This window comes from Sphingomonas sp. UBA978 (assembly GCF_002292295.1).
GTDB lineage: Bacteria > Pseudomonadota > Alphaproteobacteria > Sphingomonadales > Sphingomonadaceae > Sphingomonas.
Genome location: NZ_DBBS01000016.1, coordinates 1 through 18,240, shown reverse-complemented (window position 1 = coordinate 18,240; position 18,240 = coordinate 1). Strand labels below are relative to the sequence as shown.

11 protein-coding genes are annotated in these 18,240 nt (G+C 70.5%); 6 read left to right on the top strand and 5 right to left on the bottom strand.

Annotation, left to right across the window (positions count from 1 at the left end; translation table 11 throughout):
- Positions 1 to 214 precede the first annotated feature (214 nt).
- A complete protein-coding gene (locus B2515_RS08825) occupies positions 215 to 5,944 on the top strand; it encodes an alpha-2-macroglobulin family protein (RefSeq protein ID WP_293875845.1) in 5,730 nt (1,909 codons plus the stop codon).
- Positions 5,945 to 6,178: 234 nt separating this feature from the next.
- Entirely contained in the window at positions 6,179 to 8,299 is a 2,121-nt protein-coding gene (gene pbpC / locus B2515_RS08820) for a penicillin-binding protein 1C (protein ID WP_293875844.1), read from the top strand.
- Between the two features lie 190 nt (positions 8,300 to 8,489).
- On the opposite strand, the gene B2515_RS08815 is transcribed toward pbpC, so the two are convergent.
- Entirely contained in the window at positions 8,490 to 8,978 is a 489-nt protein-coding gene (locus B2515_RS08815) for an outer membrane protein assembly factor BamE (protein WP_293875843.1), read from the bottom strand.
- Positions 8,979 to 9,051: 73 nt separating this feature from the next.
- Here B2515_RS08815 and B2515_RS08810 point away from each other — a divergent pair, with 73 nt between their 5' ends.
- Both B2515_RS08810 and B2515_RS08805 read left to right on the top strand, forming a co-directional pair.
- On the top strand, positions 9,052 to 9,606 hold the full coding sequence (locus tag B2515_RS08810; protein WP_414711378.1) for a ubiquinol-cytochrome C chaperone family protein: 555 nt from the start codon (positions 9,052 to 9,054) through the stop codon (positions 9,604 to 9,606).
- Positions 9,603 to 10,124 (top strand): DUF177 domain-containing protein, encoded by a 522-nt coding sequence (locus tag B2515_RS08805; protein WP_293875842.1) that lies wholly within the window; start codon positions 9,603 to 9,605, stop codon positions 10,122 to 10,124. Before B2515_RS08810 ends, B2515_RS08805 begins: the two co-directional genes overlap by 4 nt.
- A 54-nt stretch (positions 10,125 to 10,178) precedes the next feature.
- Here B2515_RS08805 and B2515_RS08800 read toward each other — a convergent pair whose 3' ends face one another.
- From B2515_RS08800 to B2515_RS08785, 4 genes are all read right to left on the bottom strand, one after another.
- Positions 10,179 to 11,294: an AI-2E family transporter gene (locus B2515_RS08800; protein ID WP_293875841.1), complete on the bottom strand. Its 1,116-nt coding sequence runs from the start codon at positions 11,292 to 11,294 to the stop codon at positions 10,179 to 10,181.
- 135 nt (positions 11,295 to 11,429) lie between these two features.
- Positions 11,430 to 11,969 (bottom strand): SixA phosphatase family protein, encoded by a 540-nt coding sequence (locus tag B2515_RS08795; RefSeq protein WP_293875840.1) that lies wholly within the window; start codon positions 11,967 to 11,969, stop codon positions 11,430 to 11,432.
- On the bottom strand, positions 11,966 to 14,698 hold the full coding sequence (locus tag B2515_RS08790; RefSeq protein ID WP_293875839.1) for an ATP-dependent DNA helicase: 2,733 nt from the start codon (positions 14,696 to 14,698) through the stop codon (positions 11,966 to 11,968). The genes B2515_RS08795 and B2515_RS08790 overlap by 4 nt, the downstream gene beginning before the upstream one ends.
- 163 nt (positions 14,699 to 14,861) lie before the next feature.
- On the bottom strand, positions 14,862 to 15,428 hold the full coding sequence (locus B2515_RS08785) for a Uma2 family endonuclease (RefSeq protein ID WP_293875838.1): 567 nt from the start codon (positions 15,426 to 15,428) through the stop codon (positions 14,862 to 14,864).
- Between the two features lie 55 nt (positions 15,429 to 15,483).
- Here B2515_RS08785 and B2515_RS08780 point away from each other — a divergent pair, with 55 nt between their 5' ends.
- Entirely contained in the window at positions 15,484 to 17,064 is a 1,581-nt protein-coding gene (locus B2515_RS08780; protein WP_293875837.1) for a lysine--tRNA ligase, read from the top strand.
- Between the two features lie 57 nt (positions 17,065 to 17,121).
- Positions 17,122 to 18,081: an IS481 family transposase gene (locus B2515_RS08775; RefSeq protein ID WP_293875836.1), complete on the top strand. Its 960-nt coding sequence runs from the start codon at positions 17,122 to 17,124 to the stop codon at positions 18,079 to 18,081.
- Positions 18,082 to 18,240: the final 159 nt, after the last annotated feature.

Below are 18,240 nucleotides of genomic sequence, written 5' to 3'. Positions count from 1 at the left end.
ATCATGTCCGAAACGGATTTAATCGGACAAGTCGATTCCGCTAAGCGGCGGGCGTCCTGCGCCATTGTCGCGCCGCCCGGACCAGTCTTCGCCCGATTCAGGCCGAATCGGACAGAAGGGCTGAAGTTCCGGCGCGGGGCGACGCCGGACATCTGCGCGCTGGATTCGCGGCCAGCGCCAGCCTAACCTCGCCGACGTTACGGGGAGACGGCGGATGCGTGGGGCGATGCGGTGGGCGGTGCTGGCCTTGGCCCTCGCGCCGGTGGCGGCGTTCGGCGACAACAGCCCGCAGGTCGTGCTTGCCCAGCCCGGCGTCGGCGGCGCGGCGGGTGCGGTCGAGCGCTATACCATCCGCTTCAACCAGCCGATGGTGCCGCTTGGCGACCCTCGCAGCCCCGCCCCCTTCACCACCGCCTGCACCGGCACCGGGCGCTGGGTCGATCAGCAGACCTGGGTGTTCGACTTCGCCGCACCGCTGTCGGGCGACACGACATGCCATTTCGATGCGGCCAAGGGGCTGAAGAGCGTCGCCGGCTATGCGCTGAACGGCCGCGCCCGCTACACCGTCGATGCCGGCGGTCCGTCGGCGCGGGCGGTGCTGCCGTCGGGCGATGGCGACGAGATCGAGGAGGGTCAGGTCTTCCTCGTCGCCGCGACCCTCGCGCCGACGCGCGCCTCGGTCGCCGCCAACGCCTATTGCGCGGTCGACGGCATCGGCGAGAAGATCCCGGTCGACGTCCTGCCCGCCGACCTGCCCGGCAGGCTGATCGGCGGGATGGGGACGCAGACCTGGTCGGTGCGCAGCTTCCTCGACAGCGCCGGCCTGCCCGAGACGATTCCGGAGAAACCCGCCGAGCGGCAGGCGCTCTATGCCGGCGTCACCGCGCTGAAATGCCGCCGCGCGCTGCCGCCGGGGCGCGACATGGCGCTGGTCTGGCCGCAGGGGATCGCGTCGGCGTCCGGCCGCCTCGCCGGTAGCGACCAGCGCTTCGACTATACCGTCCGCAAGCCGTTCGCGGCGCGCTTCGAATGCAGCCGTACCAACCCGCAGGCGGGGTGCAGCCCGGTCCAGCCGGCCTATGTGCGCTTCACCGCCCCGGTGCCGATGAGCCAGGCGGCGGCGATCCGCCTGACGCTGGCGGACGGCAGGCAGATCGCACCGACCTTCGACGAGGACGAGAGGAAGAAGGCGACGATCGCCGACGTCACCTTCAAGGCGCCCTTGCCCTACGACACCACCGCAAAGCTGACGCTGCCCGCGGGCCTGAAGGACGAGAGCGGCCGCGGCCTGTCGAACGCCGAACGCTTCCCGCTCGACGTGCGCGTCGACGCCGCACCGCCGCTGGTGAAGTTCGCGGCCGGCTTCGGCATCCTCGAAGCGACGCAGGGCGGCGTGCTGCCGGTCACCGTGCGCAACGTTGAACCCGCGTTGCAGGGCAAGAGCCTGCCGATCGGCGGGCGGACGCTCAAGGTCGGCGACAGCGACGCGACGGTCGCCGAATGGTTGCGCACCGTCGATGCCGCCGACGATGCCGATGTCGAGGAGGTGAAGCGCGGCGACGCGGTGATCCGCCGGATCAACCACACCGGCGACCGCTCGATCCTCGGCAATCAGGGCGCCGGCATGACGATCGGCCTGCCGGGCAAGGGTCGCGATTTCGAGGTCGTCGGCATCCCCTTGGGCAAGCCCGGCTTCTATGTCGTCGAACTCGCCAGCCCCGCGCTGGGGCGCGCGCTGCTGGGACGCAATGCGCCGCGCTATGTCGCGACCGCGGCGCTGGTCACCGACATGGCGGTGCATTTCAAATGGGGCCGCGAGCGCAGCCTCGCCTGGGTAACCTCGCTCGGCTCCGGCAAGCCGGTCGCCAATGCCGCCGTGCAGATCAGCGACAGCTGCACGGGCAGGCTGCTGGCGCGCGGCGCGACCGATCGCAGCGGCGGGCTGATGATCCCCGCGGGTCTGCCCGAACCAGAAACCTATGGCGGCTGTCAGGACGGATCGACCGCGCATCCGTTGATGATCTCGGCGCGCAGCGGCGACGATTTCAGCTTCGCGCTGACCAGCTGGGGCGACGGCATCCGGCCCTATGACTTCGAGCTGCCCTATGGCTATTCCGCCCCGGCCGAGACGTTCCACACCGTCTTCGATCGCGCGCTCGTCCGGCAGGGCGAGACGATCCACATGAAGCATATCGTCCGCCGCCCCAACGGCAGCGGCTTCGCGATTCCCGCGGGCTTCACCGGTACGCTGCGGCTCGCGCACCGCGGATCGGACACGCAGTTCGACCTGCCGCTCAGCATCGACGCGCGCGGGACCGGCGAGACGACATGGACCGCGCCGCAGGGGGCGCCGATGGGCGATTACGACCTGCGCATCGTGCGGGGGGAGGACGTCACCTACACCGACCAGTCGTTCAAGGTCGACGAATACAAACTGCCGACGATGCGCGCGAGCGTCACCGGGCCGAAGGCGGCGGCGGTGCGGCCGAAGTCGCTGCCGCTCGACCTCTATGTCGGTTATCTGTCCGGCGGCGGTGCGGGCGGCCTGCCGGTCGACGTCCGCGTCGGCTGGTTCGCGCACAGTGCGACGCCCGAGGGCTATGACGGCTATACCTTCGGCGGCGCGAAGGTGGAGGAGGGCGTCAGGCCGATGAACGGCGACGGCGACGACCAGCAGACGCCGCTGCCGCCGACGCAGACGCTGCCGGTGACGCTGGGGGCGGGCGGCACGGCGCGGACGAGCGTCGACGTGCCCGCGCTCGACGGCCTCGCCGACATGCGCGTCGAGATGGATTATCAGGACGCTAACGGCGAGGTGCTGACCGCCAGCCGCAACGTGCCGATCTTCGCCTCCGCGGTGCAGCTGGGGGTCAGGACCGACGGCTGGCTGATGAAGCAGGACGATCTGCGCCTGCGCTTCGTCGCGCTCGACACCGACGGCAAGCCGATCAGGAACCAGACGATCAGCGTCGCGCTGTACAGCCGCCAGATCCTCACCGCGCGGCGGCGGCTGATCGGCGGTTTCTACGCCTATGACAACCAGATGCGCACGACGAAGCTCGATGCCACCTGCACTGCGACGACAGATGCCCAGGGGCTGGCGCAGTGCGCGGTCGATCCCGGCGTGTCGGGCGAGGTCTATGTCGTCGCGACCAGCGCGGATGCGGACGGCCATGTCGCGCGCGCGGTGCGGTCGGTGTGGCTGGCCGGGAACGACGCCTGGTGGTTCGGCGGCGACAACGGCGACCGGATGGACGTCGTGCCGGAACGCACCGCCTACAAGGCGGGCGAGACCGCGCGCTTTCAGGTGCGCATGCCGTTCCGGTCCGCCACCGCGCTGGTGACGGTCGAGCGCGAGGGCGTGCTGTCGAGCTTCGTCACCCAACTCTCCGGCACCGATCCCGTCGTCGAGGTGCCGATGCCGGGCAGCTATGCGCCCGACGTCTATGTCTCGGTGATGGTCGTGCGCGGGCGGATCGAGAGCGGCTGGACCAGCTGGCTGCGCGGAATCGGCCGGAGCCTGGGGCTGGTGAAGGCGGAGCCTGCGCCCGAACCGACCGCGCTGGTCGACCTGTCCAAGCCCGCCTATCGCCTCGGCATCGCCCGGGTGAAGGTCGGCTGGGAGGGACACACGCTCGGCGTGACGGTGAAGGCGGACCACGAACGGTTCAGCCCGCGCGGCACCGCCGATGTCGCATTGCAGGTCCGCCGCCCCGACGGCAGCCCCGCCGCCAGTGCCGACGTCGCCTTCGCCGCGGTGGACGAGGCGCTGCTGCAGCTCGCGCCCAACGCCAGCTGGGACGTGCTGCCTGCGATGATGGGCGACCGGCCGCTGTCGGTGCTGACCGCGACCGCGCAGATGCAGGTGGTCGGCAAGCGCCATTACGGCCGCAAGGCGGTGGAGGCCGGCGGCGGCGGCGGCGATGCCGCGGCGGCGCTCAACCGCGAGAATTTCCAGCCGGTGCTGCTGTGGCAGGGTCGCGTCGCGCTCGACGCACAGGGCCGCGCGCGCCTGTCCGTGCCGCTGTCGGATGCGCTGTCGTCGTTCAAGCTGGTCGCGATCGCCACCGATGGCGACGGCCTGTTCGGCACCGGCAGCACCGCGATCCGCACCGCGCAGGACCTTTCGCTCTACGCCGGCCTGCCGCCGCTGGTGCGCAGCGGCGACTGGTATGCGGCGGGCTTCACGCTGCGCAACGGCAGCGACCGGCCGATGACCGTCACCGCCGAGGTCGCGGTCTTCCCCCGCATTGCCCAAGGCAAGCCGCTGACCGTGACGATCCCGGCGGGCGGCGCCGCGCCGGTCGCGTGGAACCTCACCGCGCCACAGGCGAGCGGCACGCTCCGCTGGCAGGTCACCGCGCGCAGCGCGGACGGCAAGGCGACCGATCGCCTGACGGTCAGCCAGGAGGTGGTGCCGGCGGTGCCGGTCGAGACATGGGCGGCGGCGCTGACCCGCGTCGGCGACACCAACCTGCCGATCGCCCCGCCCGCGGGAGCGCTGCCGGGACGCGGATCGGTCGACGTGCAGCTCACCGACACGCTCGCGCCGCCGCTTGCCGGCGTGCGGCGCTACATGAGCGACTATCCGTACAATTGCTTCGAACAGCAGTTGAGCCGGATCGTCGCGCTCGGCGATACGGCGCGCTGGGCGGCGCTGGCGGGAGCGATCCCGACCTATCAGGCGCCCGACGGCCTGCTCCGCTACTGGCCGAGCGAATCGCTGGAGGGGTCGGAGGCGCTCACCGCCTACGTGCTGTCGCTGACCAGCGAGGCCGGGTTGCCGTTGCCGCCCGCGCCGCGTGCGCGGATGGTGGAGGGGCTGAAGGCGGTGCTCGACGGCCGCGTCCGCCACGAAACCTACGGCGATCCCCGGCAGCAGCGGCTGGTCGCCTTTGCCGCGCTCGCGCGCGCCGGCGAGGCGACGCCGGCGATGCTCGGGCAGGTCGGGCTGGCGGCGCAGGACATGCCGACCGCGCTGCTGAGCGATTACATCGCTGCGCTCGACCGCGTCCCCCTCGCCAACGCCGCCGCGCTGAAGGGGCAGGCGGAGGGCGTGCTGCGCAGCCGGCTGGTCTATGAGGGCACGCGGCTCGACCTGTCGGATGCGGCGAACCAGTCGTGGTGGCTGATGTCGTCGGGCGACGAGGCGTCGATCAAGGCGTTGCTGGTGACGCTCGGCCGTCCCGGCTGGCAGGACGAGGCGGCGAGGATGATGGTTGGCGTCGGCTCACGCCAGTCGCGCGGCCATTGGGACACGACCACCGCCAACGCCTGGGGCGCGGTCGCGGTTCGCCGGTTCGCCGGCCTCTATCCGGCGCAGGCGATCGCCGGCACGACCATGCTGCAACTCGGTGCGACCAGCGTGTCGCGGGCGTGGCCGCTCGCCGCCGAGGCCCGGTCGGTCAGCCTGCCGCTGCCCGCCGCGGCGACGCCGCTGCTGCTTCGCCAGAGCGGCGGCAGCGGCCCGTGGGCGATGGTGTCGGTGCGCGCCGCGGTGCCGCTGAAAGCGTCGCTGTTCGCCGGCTATCGCGCGACGCGCAGCGTCACCCCCGTGCAGGTGCGCAAGGCGGGGCAGCTCACCCGCGGCGACGTGCTGCGCGTGACGATCACCGTCGACGCCACCGCGGAGCGCAACTGGGTGGTGGTCGACGATCCGATCCCGGCGGGCGCGACGATCATCGGCGACCTCGCCAACCAGTCGCAGATGCTGGGCGAGGGCGGTGCGAACGAAGGCGTCCAGCCCTCCTATGTCGAGCGCGGCAACGACGGCTGGCGCGGCTATTTCGCCTGGGTGCCGCGCGGGCGGTTCACGGTCAGCTATGCGGTGCGGCTGAACGGCGCCGGTCGCTTCAGCCTGCCGCCGACGCGGGTCGAGGCGATGTATGCGCCGGCGATCCGCGCGCAGGTGCCGAACCAGCCGATGGTGGTGGCGCAGCGGTGAGGGGGGCGGTGTCCGCGCGCGGACGGCGGCGCCTGATGCGGCGTGGTGCGACCGGACGGGATCTCCCCGTTACCCCGGGCTCGTTCTGGGGCCTGCTGTCGGGCTGGAGGAGCGATGCGCATCGACAGCGGCGCGCCTCGGCACGGCGTGGCACCCGGAATACGTCCGGGATGACGATATGTTCAGGGCGCGCGGTGTGGCGGTGCCGCGAGTGTGCCGCCCCGAAGCGTTGACATGGCGTTTCGCTTCACCCCCCGCCGCGCCCTGGCGCTCGTCGGCGTCGTCGCGGTGGCGGGCGGTGCGCTCGATTACGTCACCCGGCCACCGCCTCTGCCCGACTATGCCGCCGTCCGCAGCCGGTGGCATCCGTCCGAAGCGTGGCTCTACGACCGCCACGGCGCGCTGATCGACAGCGCCCGCGTCGACTTCGCCGTGCGCCGGCTCGCCTGGACGCCGCTCGCCGCGATCGCCCCCGCCGCGCGCGACACGATCGTCGCCGCGGAGGACCATCGCTTCCCCGACCATGCCGGCGTCGACTGGCTCGCGCTCGGCGGCGCCGCACGCGACCGGATCGCGCGCCATCGTCCGCGTGGCGCGTCGACGCTGTCGATGCAGCTCGCCGCCTTTCTGTCCCCCGGCCTCGCCCGCCCCGGCGCGCGCGGCTGGTTCGACAAGCTGCGCCAGATCCGTGCCGGCCGCGCGCTCGAGCAGCGGTGGAGCAAGGACCAGATTCTCGAAGCCTATCTCAACCTCGCCGGCTATCGCGGCGAGGCGCAGGGGATCGGCGCCGCCGCGCTTGGCCTGTTCGGCAAGACGCCCGCCAGCCTGTCGCGCGACGATGCGCTGCTGCTCGCCGCGCTGCTGCCCGATCCGCGCGCCGACGCCGCGACGCTCGCCCGCCGCGCCTGCGCGCTCGCCGGCCGGCGGGACTGCGCGCGCTTTCCCGCCGCCGTCGCGGCGATGCTCGGCCCCGCACGCAGTCTTGCGCTCGATCCCGGGCTCGCGCCGCACCTGTCCGACCGGCTGCTGACCAGAGCGGGGCTGCGCGTCACCACCACGCTCGACGCCGGGCTGCAACGGCTCGCCGCCGCGGCGCTGCGTCGCCAGCTGCTCGGCCTCGGTGGCACGCGCGCGCGCGACGGTGCCGCGGTGGTCGTCGACAATGCGAGCGGCGACGTGCTCGCCTATGTCGGCGGTATCGGCGGCGCCTCCACCGCGCCCGCGGTGGATAATGCCGCGAGCTACCGCCAGGCCGGTTCGACGCTCAAACCCTTCCTCTACGCGCAGGCGATCGAGCGCCGTTATCTCACCCCCGCCTCGATCCTCGACGATTCGCCGGTGCAGCTCGACACCGCCTCGGGCCTCTACGTCCCCCAGAATTACGACCGGGGCTTCAAGGGGCCGGTGTCGGCGCGCACCGCGCTCGCCGGATCGCTCAACGTGCCGGCGGTGCGCACGCTGCTGCTGGTCGGGGTCGAACCGTTCCGCGACCGCCTGTGGGACCTCGGCTATCGCGGGCTGGTCGAAGACGGCGCCTATTACGGCTTCTCGCTCGCGCTGGGCTCGGCGGAGGTGACGTTGCTCGAACAGGCCGCCGCCTATCGCGCGCTCGCGCAGGGCGGCTGGTGGCGCCCGTTGCGGCTGACGCACGACCAGCCCGCCGCGTCGTCCCGCGCGATCGTCTCGCCGGCGGCGGCATGGATCGTCGGCGACATGATCGCCGATCCCAACGCCCGCGCCGCCACCTTCGGCCTCGATTCGGCGTTGCGCCTGCCGTTCTGGGCGGCGGTGAAGACGGGGACGTCGAAGGCGATGCGCGACAATTGGTGCGTCGGCTATTCCGATCGCTTCACCGTCGCGGTCTGGGTCGGCAATGCCGAGGGCGACCCGATGCGCGCAGTGTCGGGCACCAGTGGCGCGGCGCCGGTGTGGCGCGACATCATGATGGCGCTCCATGCCCGCAGCCCCAGCCGCGAGCCCGCGCCGCCGGCGAACGTCGAGGCCGTCCGCATCGCCTTCGCCGACGGCACCGAGGAGCCGCGTCGCGACTGGTTCCTGCGCGGCACCGCGCAGACGCTGATCGCCGCCGCGCCCGCCGCCGCGCGGCGGCCGCGCTTCACCACGCCGGTCGCTGGCAGCGTCTATGCGCTCGACCCGGATATCCCGATCGATCGCCAGCGGCTCGGCATCGGCGTCAGCGGCGCGGCGGCGGCGTATCGCGTGCTGCTCGACGCCCGCGACCTCGGCCCGGCGGACCATGCGCCGCTGATCCTGCCCGGGCCCGGCGTGCACCGGCTGCGGCTGGTCGACCTCGCCGGACGGGTGGTGGATCAGGTGATGTTCACCGTTCGCTGACGCGCCCGCCGCCGTCGCGCGAAAATCGGTGCGACGACCAGAACCATTCCTGCGGCGGCGCGTTTGCCGTCACTGATCCCTTCCCCTTTCGGGATCAGTGCCGGTCCAAGCACGGCACGGCCGCGTCGATGCGTAGCATGCGGCGCGGCCAACCGCGCCGGGAAGAAGCGTTCGTGTAGCGGAAACCGTCTTACGGCGTGTCGCGACCGCCGCCGCCGCCGCCCGGACCACCCGCGCCTGCCGCGCCGACGGTGCCGATATTGCCGAACAGATCCTCGAAGAAGCCGCGCTTCTTGCCCAGCGTCGGTGTGGTCTTGCCATAGGTGTCGACCTTGGCGATCTGCTCGACGCCGGTGCGCGTCACCGACTTCACCGTGCCGTTGGGATCGAAGCTGATCTTCAGCGTGATCTGGTCCTTGGGCTTGGGCTTCTGGAAATTGAGGTTGCGGCTGTCGCGCGCGACATAATACCAGTCTTCCGCACCGAATTGGCTGGCGATCGTCGGACGGCCCAGCACCTGCGCCACCGACTGGCGGTTGTCGACGCCCGGCTGCACCGAATTCACCAGATCGGCGTCGATGATATAGCCCTGGTGCGAGCGCAGCGGCGCGCAGGCGCCACTCGCGATGGTCAGCCCGAGGCCGAACAGCAGGCCGGCACGGGCAAAGGATACGCTCATCACTATCTCCAGCGGCATCGGCGCGCATGGTCGATTGCATCGCCCGCCGATCGCCTCGATATGCGAGGAACGGATGAGCATCAAGCGCCGGCTGTCGCCGCGCACAGGACGGGGACGCGACGTGGGCTGGTGGGGACGGTTGTTCGGCGAGAGGCGCGACGAGGCGCTGCCGCTCTATAATGCGGTGGTGACGCGCGGTCGCGCGGAGCATTGGTACGTGGCGGGCGCGGTGCCGGACACGGTCGACGGCCGGTTCGACATGATCGCCGCGGTGCTGGCGATGGTGCTGCTGCGGCTGGAGACGCAGCCCGAGGCGGCGGCGCTGTCGGCGCATCTGACCGAGCGCTTCGTCGACGACATGGACGGGCAGCTGCGCCAGATGGGGATGGGCGATATCGTCGTCGGCAAGCATATCGGCAAGATGATGAGCATGCTCGGCGGGCGGCTGGGCGCGTATCGCGACGGGCTCGCCGCGGGCGACCTGATGCCGGCGCTGGTCCGCAACCTCTACCGCGGCGACGCGCCCGCGGGTGAGGCGACCGCCCATGTCGCGGCGGCGCTGACCGCACTGCGCACCGATCTGGACGCGATGCCGCTCGACCGGCTCACTGCGGGAGAGCTGCCATGACCCCACCCGAATTCAGCCGCCCGGAGCGGCTCGACGCGATCGGCGCGGGCGAGCGCGAGGTGCGGGTCGCCGCGACCGATGCCGAACGGACGGCGCTTGCCGCGCGGTTCGGTGTGCTGTCGGTCGAACGGCTGGAGGCGGTGGTGGCCGTGCGCAAGGAGGCTGCCGGCATCGCGGTGCGCGGCCGGGTGACCGGTGCGGTGGTGCAGGCCTGTTCGGTCACCGGCGTGCCGCTCGACGCGACGATCGACGAGCCGGTCGCGCTGCTGTTCGTCGAAACGCTCGACGAGCAGGAGGAGATCGAACTCGACGCGGGCGCGCTCGACACGGTCGAGATCGAGGGCGGCGCGGTCGACCTCGGCGAGGCGGCGGCGGAGACGATGGCGCTGGCGCTCGATCCCTTCCCGCGCAGTCCCGAGGCGGAGGCGGTGCTGCGCGCGGCGGGCGTCGTCAGCGAGGACGAGCACCGCCCGCTCGGCGCGCTGCACGGGCTGAAGGCGATGCTGGAAAAGAAATAGGGCTGGAGAAGAAACAGGGCTCGAGAAGAAACAGGGCTGGAAAAGAAACAGGCGTCAGCCCGCGGGCGTCCCGGCGTCCTCGGGCGGCGCATCGTCCGCATCTGGGTTGGCGATGCGCCGGCCCGCGCGCTGTTCGGTCAGGATCTGCCAGCCGGCGATGAACAGCGCCGCGACCAGCGGGCCGACAACGATGCCGCTCAGCCCGGCGACCTCGATCCCCCCCAGGGTCGTCACCAGCACCAGCCAGTCGGGGATGCCGGTGTCGCGGCCGACCAGGATCGGGCGCAGGATATTGTCGGCGAGCCCGATCACCGCGACGCCCGAGACGATGACGACGACGCCCTGCCACACCGCGCCGGTCGCGAGCAGATAGATGGCGACCGGCACCCAGACGAGCGCTGGCCCGACCGCGGGCAGCAGCGCGACCAGCGCCATCAACAGGCCCCAGAGCAGCGCCGCGGGGACGCCGACGATCCAGAAGGTGACGGCGCCGAGCGCACCCTGGACGAGCGCGACGACCACCGATCCCTTGATCGTCGCGCGGACGACCGAGACGAACTTGCCGAGCAGCCGGTCGGCGACGTCGCGGTCCAGCGGCAGCGCGTCGCGCAGCGCGGGCGCCAGCTTCTCGCCGTCGCGCAGCAGGAAATAGGTGACGTACAGGCCGACGCCGAACGCGAGCAGGAACGCCGCGGCGTTGCGGCCGATCGACAGCGCCTGGCTGGCGATCGAACGGAAGCTGTTGCGGAAACCTTCGGCGATCCGCGCCTGCGCCCGGTCGAAGCTTCCGAGTCCCGACCGGTCGAGCGGGCGCTGCACCCATTCAGGCAGGCCGTCGTGGACCTGCTGGAAATAGGTCGCGAAGTCGATCTGGCCGGTCTGCACCTTGGCATAGACGCCGGCGGTCTGGTCGACGACCATGCCCGCGATCGCCAGCGCCGGGATGATGACCGCGACGAGGATGATGAGCAACGTCGCCGCCGCGGCGGCGTTGCGCCGGCCGGGCCAGCGCTTGAGCAGCCACTGGAACAGCGACTGGAACAGGATCGCCGCGAGCACCGCCCACAGCAGCGCGCCGGCGAAGGACGACACGACCAGCATCAGCCCCAGCGTGACGAGCGCCAGGAACAGGATAAGCCCGCCCGATTCGAGCCGTCGTCTGTCGATCACGTCATTTCCCCCTCGCGCGCGATGCGCGTGTCCAGCCCCCGCGCGCGCCGATGCGCGTGGCGAGGGCAGAACACATCGGAGCCGTTTCGGGTCCGAACCCGACACGCTTCCCTCGCGGCGAGGGAAACGCCGCGATCATTCCTCGTCCGGCCCCAGCGTCGCGTCGAGGTCGCGCGGGCGGATGTAGCGGGTCAGCGTCGCGGCGCCGGTCGCCACCGCATCCCAGCTTTCGCCCGCCAGCGTCATCTCCGCGAGCGTCGCGGTCGGATATTTCTCCTCGACCAGCATGCGCAGGCCGTCCGCCGCCTCCGGCACCAGCATCAGCACCAGATCCTCGAGCCCGGGATTGTGGCCGACCATCAGCACCCGCTCCGCATCGGCGGGCAGTTCGTGCACCACGTCGAGCAGGGTCGCGGCGGAGGCGAGATAGATGCGGCGCTCCCAGACCGGCGCGAGCTTGCGCCCATAGCCGGCGGTCACCGCGTCCAGCGTCTCGCCGACGCGGATCGCGGGGGAGGCGACGACATGGTCGAATTCCAGCCCGAGGTCGCGCAGGTGGCGGCCGACCGCCTGTGCGGCGCGCTTGCCCTTGGCATTGAGCGGGCGGTCGAAATCGCGGGTCACCGGATCGTCCCAGCCGGACTTGGCGTGGCGCAGCAGCGTCAGCGTCTTCAACCGGCGTCTCCGTGATCGATCGCGAGAGGCGCCTCTTGCCCGATCGTCCGGGAGAAGGAAAGCCGTGCCTGCACCCGCGCCACCGCCTCGTCGAGCGTCACCCGCGTGATCCCCACCCCGGCCGGAAAGGCCGTGAGCAGCCGCGACGGCATCGCCGCGGACAGCATGACGAACGCGCCGCGATCGTCCGCGCGGCGGATCAGCCGCCCGAACGCCTGCGCCAGCCGCGCCCGCACGATCCGGTCGTCATAGGCCGAGCCCCCGCCCGCGAGCCGCCGCGCGGCGTGGAGCACGCTCGGCTTGGGCCAGGGCACGCCCTCCATCACCACCAGCCGCAGCGAGGTTCCCGGCACGTCGACGCCGTCGCGCAGCGCGTCGGTGCCGAGCAGGCTGGCGGCGGGATCGTCGCGGAAGATATCGACCAATGTGCCGGTATCGATCGGATCGACATGCTGGGCGTGGAGCGGCAGCCCCTCGCGCGCCAGCCGGTCGGCGATGCGGCCGTGGACGCCGCGCAGCCGGCGGATCGCGGTGAACAGCCCCAGCGTGCCGCCACCCGCGGCGAGGATCAGCCGCGCATAGGCATTGGCGAGCGCGGGCAGGTCGCCGCGCTTGACGTCGGTGACGATCAGCACCTCGGCATGCGCGGGATAGTCGAACGGGCTCTTCGCCTCGAACCGCGACGGCGCGCGGGCGAGATGCGGCGCGCCGACGCGCGCCTCCGCCGTCTCCCATCGTTCCGACTCATTGGCGCCGCCGCCGGTCAGCGTCGCGGAGGTGACCAGTGCGCCATGCGCGGGCTTGAGCACGATCTCGGCGAAGGGCCGGGTCGGGTCGAGCCAGTGGCGGTGCAGGCCGATATCGTATTCGCGCCCCTCGACGCGGTCGACCGCGAGCCAGTCGACATGCGCGGGATCGACCGGCCCGCCGACGCGGGCGAGCAGCGACAGCCATGCCGCGACCGTCTCCGCCCGCCAGCCGATCGAGGCGATCGCGCCCTCGACGCGCGCGCGCGCCGGTGCGTCCATCCAGTCGGGCGCCTCGGCCAGCACCGCCTCCAGCCGCCGGCCGAGCGTCACCAGCGGCCGCACCAGCGCATCGAGCGCGGCGGCGGCGGGGGCGGCGGCCTCGATCAGTTCGGGCGTCGGTTCGGCGAGTTCGGTTTCGAGGCCATAGCCGGCATCGCCCGGCTGCTCGGCGCGCGCATAGGTGAGGCCGCGGACGGCGGCGAGCAGATGCTCGATCGGCCCGAACGGCGCGCCCTCCGCGATCCGCCCCAGCCAGCCGTCGGCGGCGAGGTGACGCGCCGCCTCGACCGCGTCCTGGATCGCGATGCCGCCCTGTTCGTCATAGCTGGCGACGTCCGACAGCCGCGCCTGCAAACCGCGACGGCGGCCGCGTCCGCCGCTTTCGGGACCCAGGATCCAGCGGCGCAGCTCGATCGTCTCCTGCCCGGTCAGCGCGGTCGCGAACATCGAATCGGCGGCCTCGAACAGGTGATGGCCCTCGTCGAAGACGTAGCGGGTCGGGCGGGTCGTGGTTTCGCGACCACGCGCGGCATTGACCATGACGAGGGCGTGGTTGGCGATCACCACGTCCGCCTCGGCGCTGGCGCGGGCGGCGCGCTCGATGAAGCATTTCCGGTAATGCGGGCAGCCGGCATAGACGCATTCGCCGCGCCGGTCGGTAAGCGCGGCGGGGCCGTTGCGACGGAACAATGTGGGGAGCCAGCCGGGCAGGTCGCCGCCGACCATGTCGCCGTCGGCGCTATACGCCGCCCAGCGCGCAACCAGCTGCGCGAGGATCGCGGCACGGCCCGCGAAGCCGCCCTGCAACGCATCCTCGAGGTTGAGCAGGCACAGGTAGTTCTCGCGGCCCTTGCGCGTCACGACCTTCTGCCGGCGGACCGCGGCGTCGGGATAGACGCGCTCGGTCTCGCGCGACAGCTGGCGTTGCAGCGCCTTGGTATAGGTGCTGATCCACACCGCGCCGCCGGCGCGCTCCGCCCAGAGCGAGGCGGGGGCGAGATAGCCCAGCGTCTTGCCGATGCCGGTGCCCGCCTCCGCCAGCACGAGATTGGGCGAATCGCGCATCGCGCGCGGCGCGAAGGCATGGGTCGCCGCGGCGGCAAAGGCGCGCTGGCCGAGCCGCTCCTCGGCGCCATGGCCGGTCAGCTCGGCGAGCCGCGCCTCGGCATCGGCGGGCGGGATCACCGCGGTCAGCGGCGCGGGGCGCGGCGCCTGCTCCTCCCATTCGGGCAGCCGCGCGAACAGCCAGCGTTCGTTGACCTGCGGTTTGGCGAGCAATGGCCCGATCGCGGGTGCCCACGGCCAGCGCAGCCGGCCGAGCGATTGCACCGCGGTCCAGGCCCCCTCGCGCTCGGGCCAATCGCCCGCCGGCACCGCCAGCAAGGCGGCGGCGGCTTCGCGCAGGAAGGCGGCGACATCCTCATCCTTGTCCGGCGGCGACAGGTCGACCGCGCGGGCGAGGCCGCCCGGCGTCGGCACCGCGAAGCGCGCCGGATAGAGGAAGGCGAAGAGTTCGAGCAGGTCGAGCCCGGACAGTTCGGGATAGCCCAGCCGCAGCCCGACCAGCGGCGCGTTGAGCAGGATCACCGGGGTATCGGCGGCGATGCGGATCGCCTCGCCCCGCCCGATCGGCCGCGTCCCGTCCGCCGTGGCGATCCAGATGCCGCCATGGCTGGCGTGGATGGCGGGATAGGGGATCACGCCGCCTCCTTACCGCGGAACGAACCGGATACGCCAGCGCGATGTCCGACGGCAGAGGCGCGCGACATGGACGACAGGAGCACTCTGGCGGAAGCGATCGGCTCCGGTCGTTTCGCTATCTGTGTCGATCGGCCGTGCAGGACACCGGCACGGGATCGTGGTTCTAGAGGATGCCGGTGCCGTCGATGACGAGGTCGGGCTGCGTCACGCTCGCGATCGGGCCGGCGAGCGGCACGATGCGGGTGTCGCGATAGTCGCCGTCGTGCGGCGCCCAGAACTGGTGCACCTGCCGGCCCGTCACGTCGGCGACCCAATATTCGGGAATGCCGTGCGTCGCATACAGGCGCTTCTTGACGCCCAGATCGGTGCGCAGCGACGAGGCCGCCACCTCGATGACGATCGCGACATCCGCCGTGCCCAGATAGGTGCCGCGCGCGCCGCTGTCGGCCACGACGATGTCGGCGTCGGGCATGTCATACGGCGGCAGTGCGAGGCTCGCCTCGACGAAGGCGTCGAACGCCATCGTCTGGTCCCGCAGCGCGATCCGCAACCGGAACATCAGTTCGTTCTTCAGGCGGGTGTGCGGCAAATGCTCCGAATTCACGGTGACGACGACCCCCTCGATCAGTTCGACGCGCTGCATCGCGAACGCGCCCGCCCCGTCGAGCAGTTCGTAATCCTCGATACGCAGCTTGAACGGCCGCAGGTCTTCGGGCGCCAGCATGTTCATGGGCCCACCTATAGCATTTGCGCTTCGGCGCGCGAAGCGGCAGATGCGCGGGACTATGACCGATACCGACCTGCGCTCCGCCGCCCTCGACTCCAAGGCCTGGCCCTATGAGGAGGCGCGCAAGCTGTTGAAGCGCTATCCCGACGGCAAGCCCGGCGGCGCGCCCGTTCTGTTCGAAACGGGCTACGGCCCCTCCGGCCTGCCGCATATCGGCACGTTCAACGAGGTGCTGCGCACGACGATGGTGCGCAATGCCTTCCATGCGCTGTCCGACCAGCCGACCCGGCTGATCGCGTTCAGCGACGACATGGACGGCCTGCGCAAGGTGCCGGACAACGTTCCCAACGGCGACATGCTGCGCGAACACCTCGGCAAGCCGCTGACCCGCATCCCCGATCCGTTCGGCAAGTTCGACAGTTTCGCCGCGCACAACAACGCGATGCTGCGCCAGTTCCTCGACCGGTTCGGGTTCGAGTATGAATTTGCCTCGTCCACCGACTATTACGAGGGCGGCCGGTTCGACGATGCGATCAAGGGCGTGCTGCGCCACTATCAGGGCATCCTCGACGTGATGCTGCCGACGCTGCGCGCGGAGCGGCGCGGGACCTATTCGCCGGTGCTGCCGGTCAGCCCGGTGACGGGCGTCGTGCTGCAGGTGCCGGTCGAGGTGGTCGACGCCGACGCCGGGACGATCGCCTTCACGGACGAAAGCGGCGAGCGGATCGTCCAGTCGGCGCTCGGCGGCCTCAGCAAGCTGCAATGGAAGGTCGACTGGGCGATGCGCTGGGTCGCGCTCGGCGTCGATTACGAGATGGCGGGCAAGGACCTGATCGATTCGGTGACGCAGTCGTCGAAGATCGCGCGCGTGCTCGGCGGGCGCCCACCCGAGGGGTTCAACTACGAGATGTTCCTCGACGAAAAGGGCGAGAAGATCTCCAAGTCCAAGGGCAACGGCCTCAGCCTCGACCAGTGGCTGACCTATGGTCCGGAAGAGAGCCTCGCCTTCTTCGCGTATCGCGAACCCAAGAAGGCCAAGTCGCTGCACTTCGGCGTCATTCCGCGCGCGGTCGACGATTACTGGCAGTTCCGCGGCAATTATGCGGGACAGGACGTCAAGCAGCGGCTCGGCAATCCGGTGCACCATATCCACGACGGCACGGTGCCGGAGGCGACGCTGCCGGTGACGTTCGGGCTGCTGCTCAACCTCGTCGGCGTGATGGGCGAGGCGAGCAAGGAGCAGGTCTGGGGCTATCTGCGCAACTACGTGCCCGATGCGACGCCCGAGCGCGATCCCGAACTCGACCGGCTGATCGGTTATGCGCTCGCCTATGCCCGCGATTTCGTCGCGCCGACGCTGAACCGTCGTGCGCCCGAGGGTGTCGAGGTCGAGGCCCTGCGGCGGCTGGACGCGGACCTCGCCGCTCTGCCGGACGGGGCGGGCGCGGAGGATATCCAGAACATCGTCTACGAGATCGGCAAGACCGGCGGGTTCGACAATCTGCGCGACTGGTTCAAGGCGCTGTACGAGACGCTGCTCGGGTCCGAACAGGGGCCGCGGATGGGGAGCTTCATCGCGCTGTACGGCGTGGCGAACAGCCGCGCGCTGATCGGCGAGGCGCTGGCGAAAGCCGCCTAGGTGTTTGATCCCACGGTTTGATGGTGCGATCCTTTCGTTGGAATGGAAGGAAGCCGTATGGGACAGGTTCGTCATGGGTGCGCCACGACCACGCACGCCGTCCGAGCAGCAATACAGCGATCGCAAGCTTCGCTCGCGACGCTGAGCCGTGAGCTGGGGATCAACCCGAAGACGGTGGCGAAGTGGCGTAAAAGGGCGACGGTCGAGGATCTGAAGACCGGGCCGAAGGCCCCTCATTCAACGACCTTGTCCGAAGCGGAGGAGGCGATGGTAGTGGCGTTCCGGCGCCACACATTACTACCTCTCGACGACTGCCTCTACGCCTTGCAGCCGTCGATCCCGCAGTTGACGCGCTCAGCGCTGCATCGTTGCCTCCAGCGGCACAGCATCTCCCGCCTGCCGGATATCGAAGGCGACAAACCGAAGCGGCAACGCTTCAAGCGCTACCCGATCGGTTTCTTCCACGTCGATATTGCCGAGGTGCAGACCGCCGAAGGCAAACTGTACCTATTCGTCGGCATCGACCGCACCAGCAAGTTCGCGGTCACCCAACTGGTTGAGAAGGCTGACAGGCGGACAGCGTGGGAGTTCTTGGAACACCTGCTGAAAGCTGTGCCTTACCGCATCCACACGATCCTCACCGATAATGGAATCCAGTTCGCCGAGCAGCCGCGTAATCGCAACACCGCCTGGTCGCGCCAGATGCGCTTCGACATGATCTGCGAGGCGAACGATATCGAGCACCGGCTCACGAAGCCGAACCACCCCTGGACCAACGGACAGGTCGAACGGATGAACCGCACCATCAAGGAGGCGACCGTCAAACGCTTCCACTACGAGAGCCACGACCAGCTGCGGACGCACCTCTCCGACTTCATGGCTGCCTACAACTTTGCCCGCCGGCTCAAGACGCTCAGCGGCCTCACACCCTACGAATACATCGCCAAGATCTGGACGTCAGAGCCAGACCGGTTCATCGTCAACCCGATCCACCAGATGCCGGGACTAAACACCTAACCTCAAGGAATACGGCGTTAGCAGTTTCGTCACCGTTGACTTGAGACTGTGCGGCTAGGTTCTCTTTTTGGGAGGAGAGCGAGTCTAGCCGCTTTAGTTGGCATCACTATTGCACCTATCAGTTAGGAACTTTCATTCTTTCTCCCACAGACACTTTCT

Coding starts and splice junctions, on each gene's coding strand:
- B2515_RS08825 (WP_293875845.1), top strand. CDS start 215: ATGCGTGGGGCGATGCGGTGGGCGGTGCTGGCCTTGGCCCTCGCGCCG.
- B2515_RS08775 (WP_293875836.1), top strand. CDS start 17,122: ATGGGACAGGTTCGTCATGGGTGCGCCACGACCACGCACGCCGTCCGA.
- B2515_RS08785 (WP_293875838.1), bottom strand. CDS start 15,428: ATGAACATGCTGGCGCCCGAAGACCTGCGGCCGTTCAAGCTGCGTATC.
- pbpC (WP_293875844.1), top strand. CDS start 6,179: ATGGCGTTTCGCTTCACCCCCCGCCGCGCCCTGGCGCTCGTCGGCGTC.
- B2515_RS08805 (WP_293875842.1), top strand. CDS start 9,603: ATGACCCCACCCGAATTCAGCCGCCCGGAGCGGCTCGACGCGATCGGC.
- B2515_RS08815 (WP_293875843.1), bottom strand. CDS start 8,978: ATGAGCGTATCCTTTGCCCGTGCCGGCCTGCTGTTCGGCCTCGGGCTG.
- B2515_RS08780 (WP_293875837.1), top strand. CDS start 15,484: ATGACCGATACCGACCTGCGCTCCGCCGCCCTCGACTCCAAGGCCTGG.
- B2515_RS08810 (WP_414711378.1), top strand. CDS start 9,052: ATGAGCATCAAGCGCCGGCTGTCGCCGCGCACAGGACGGGGACGCGAC.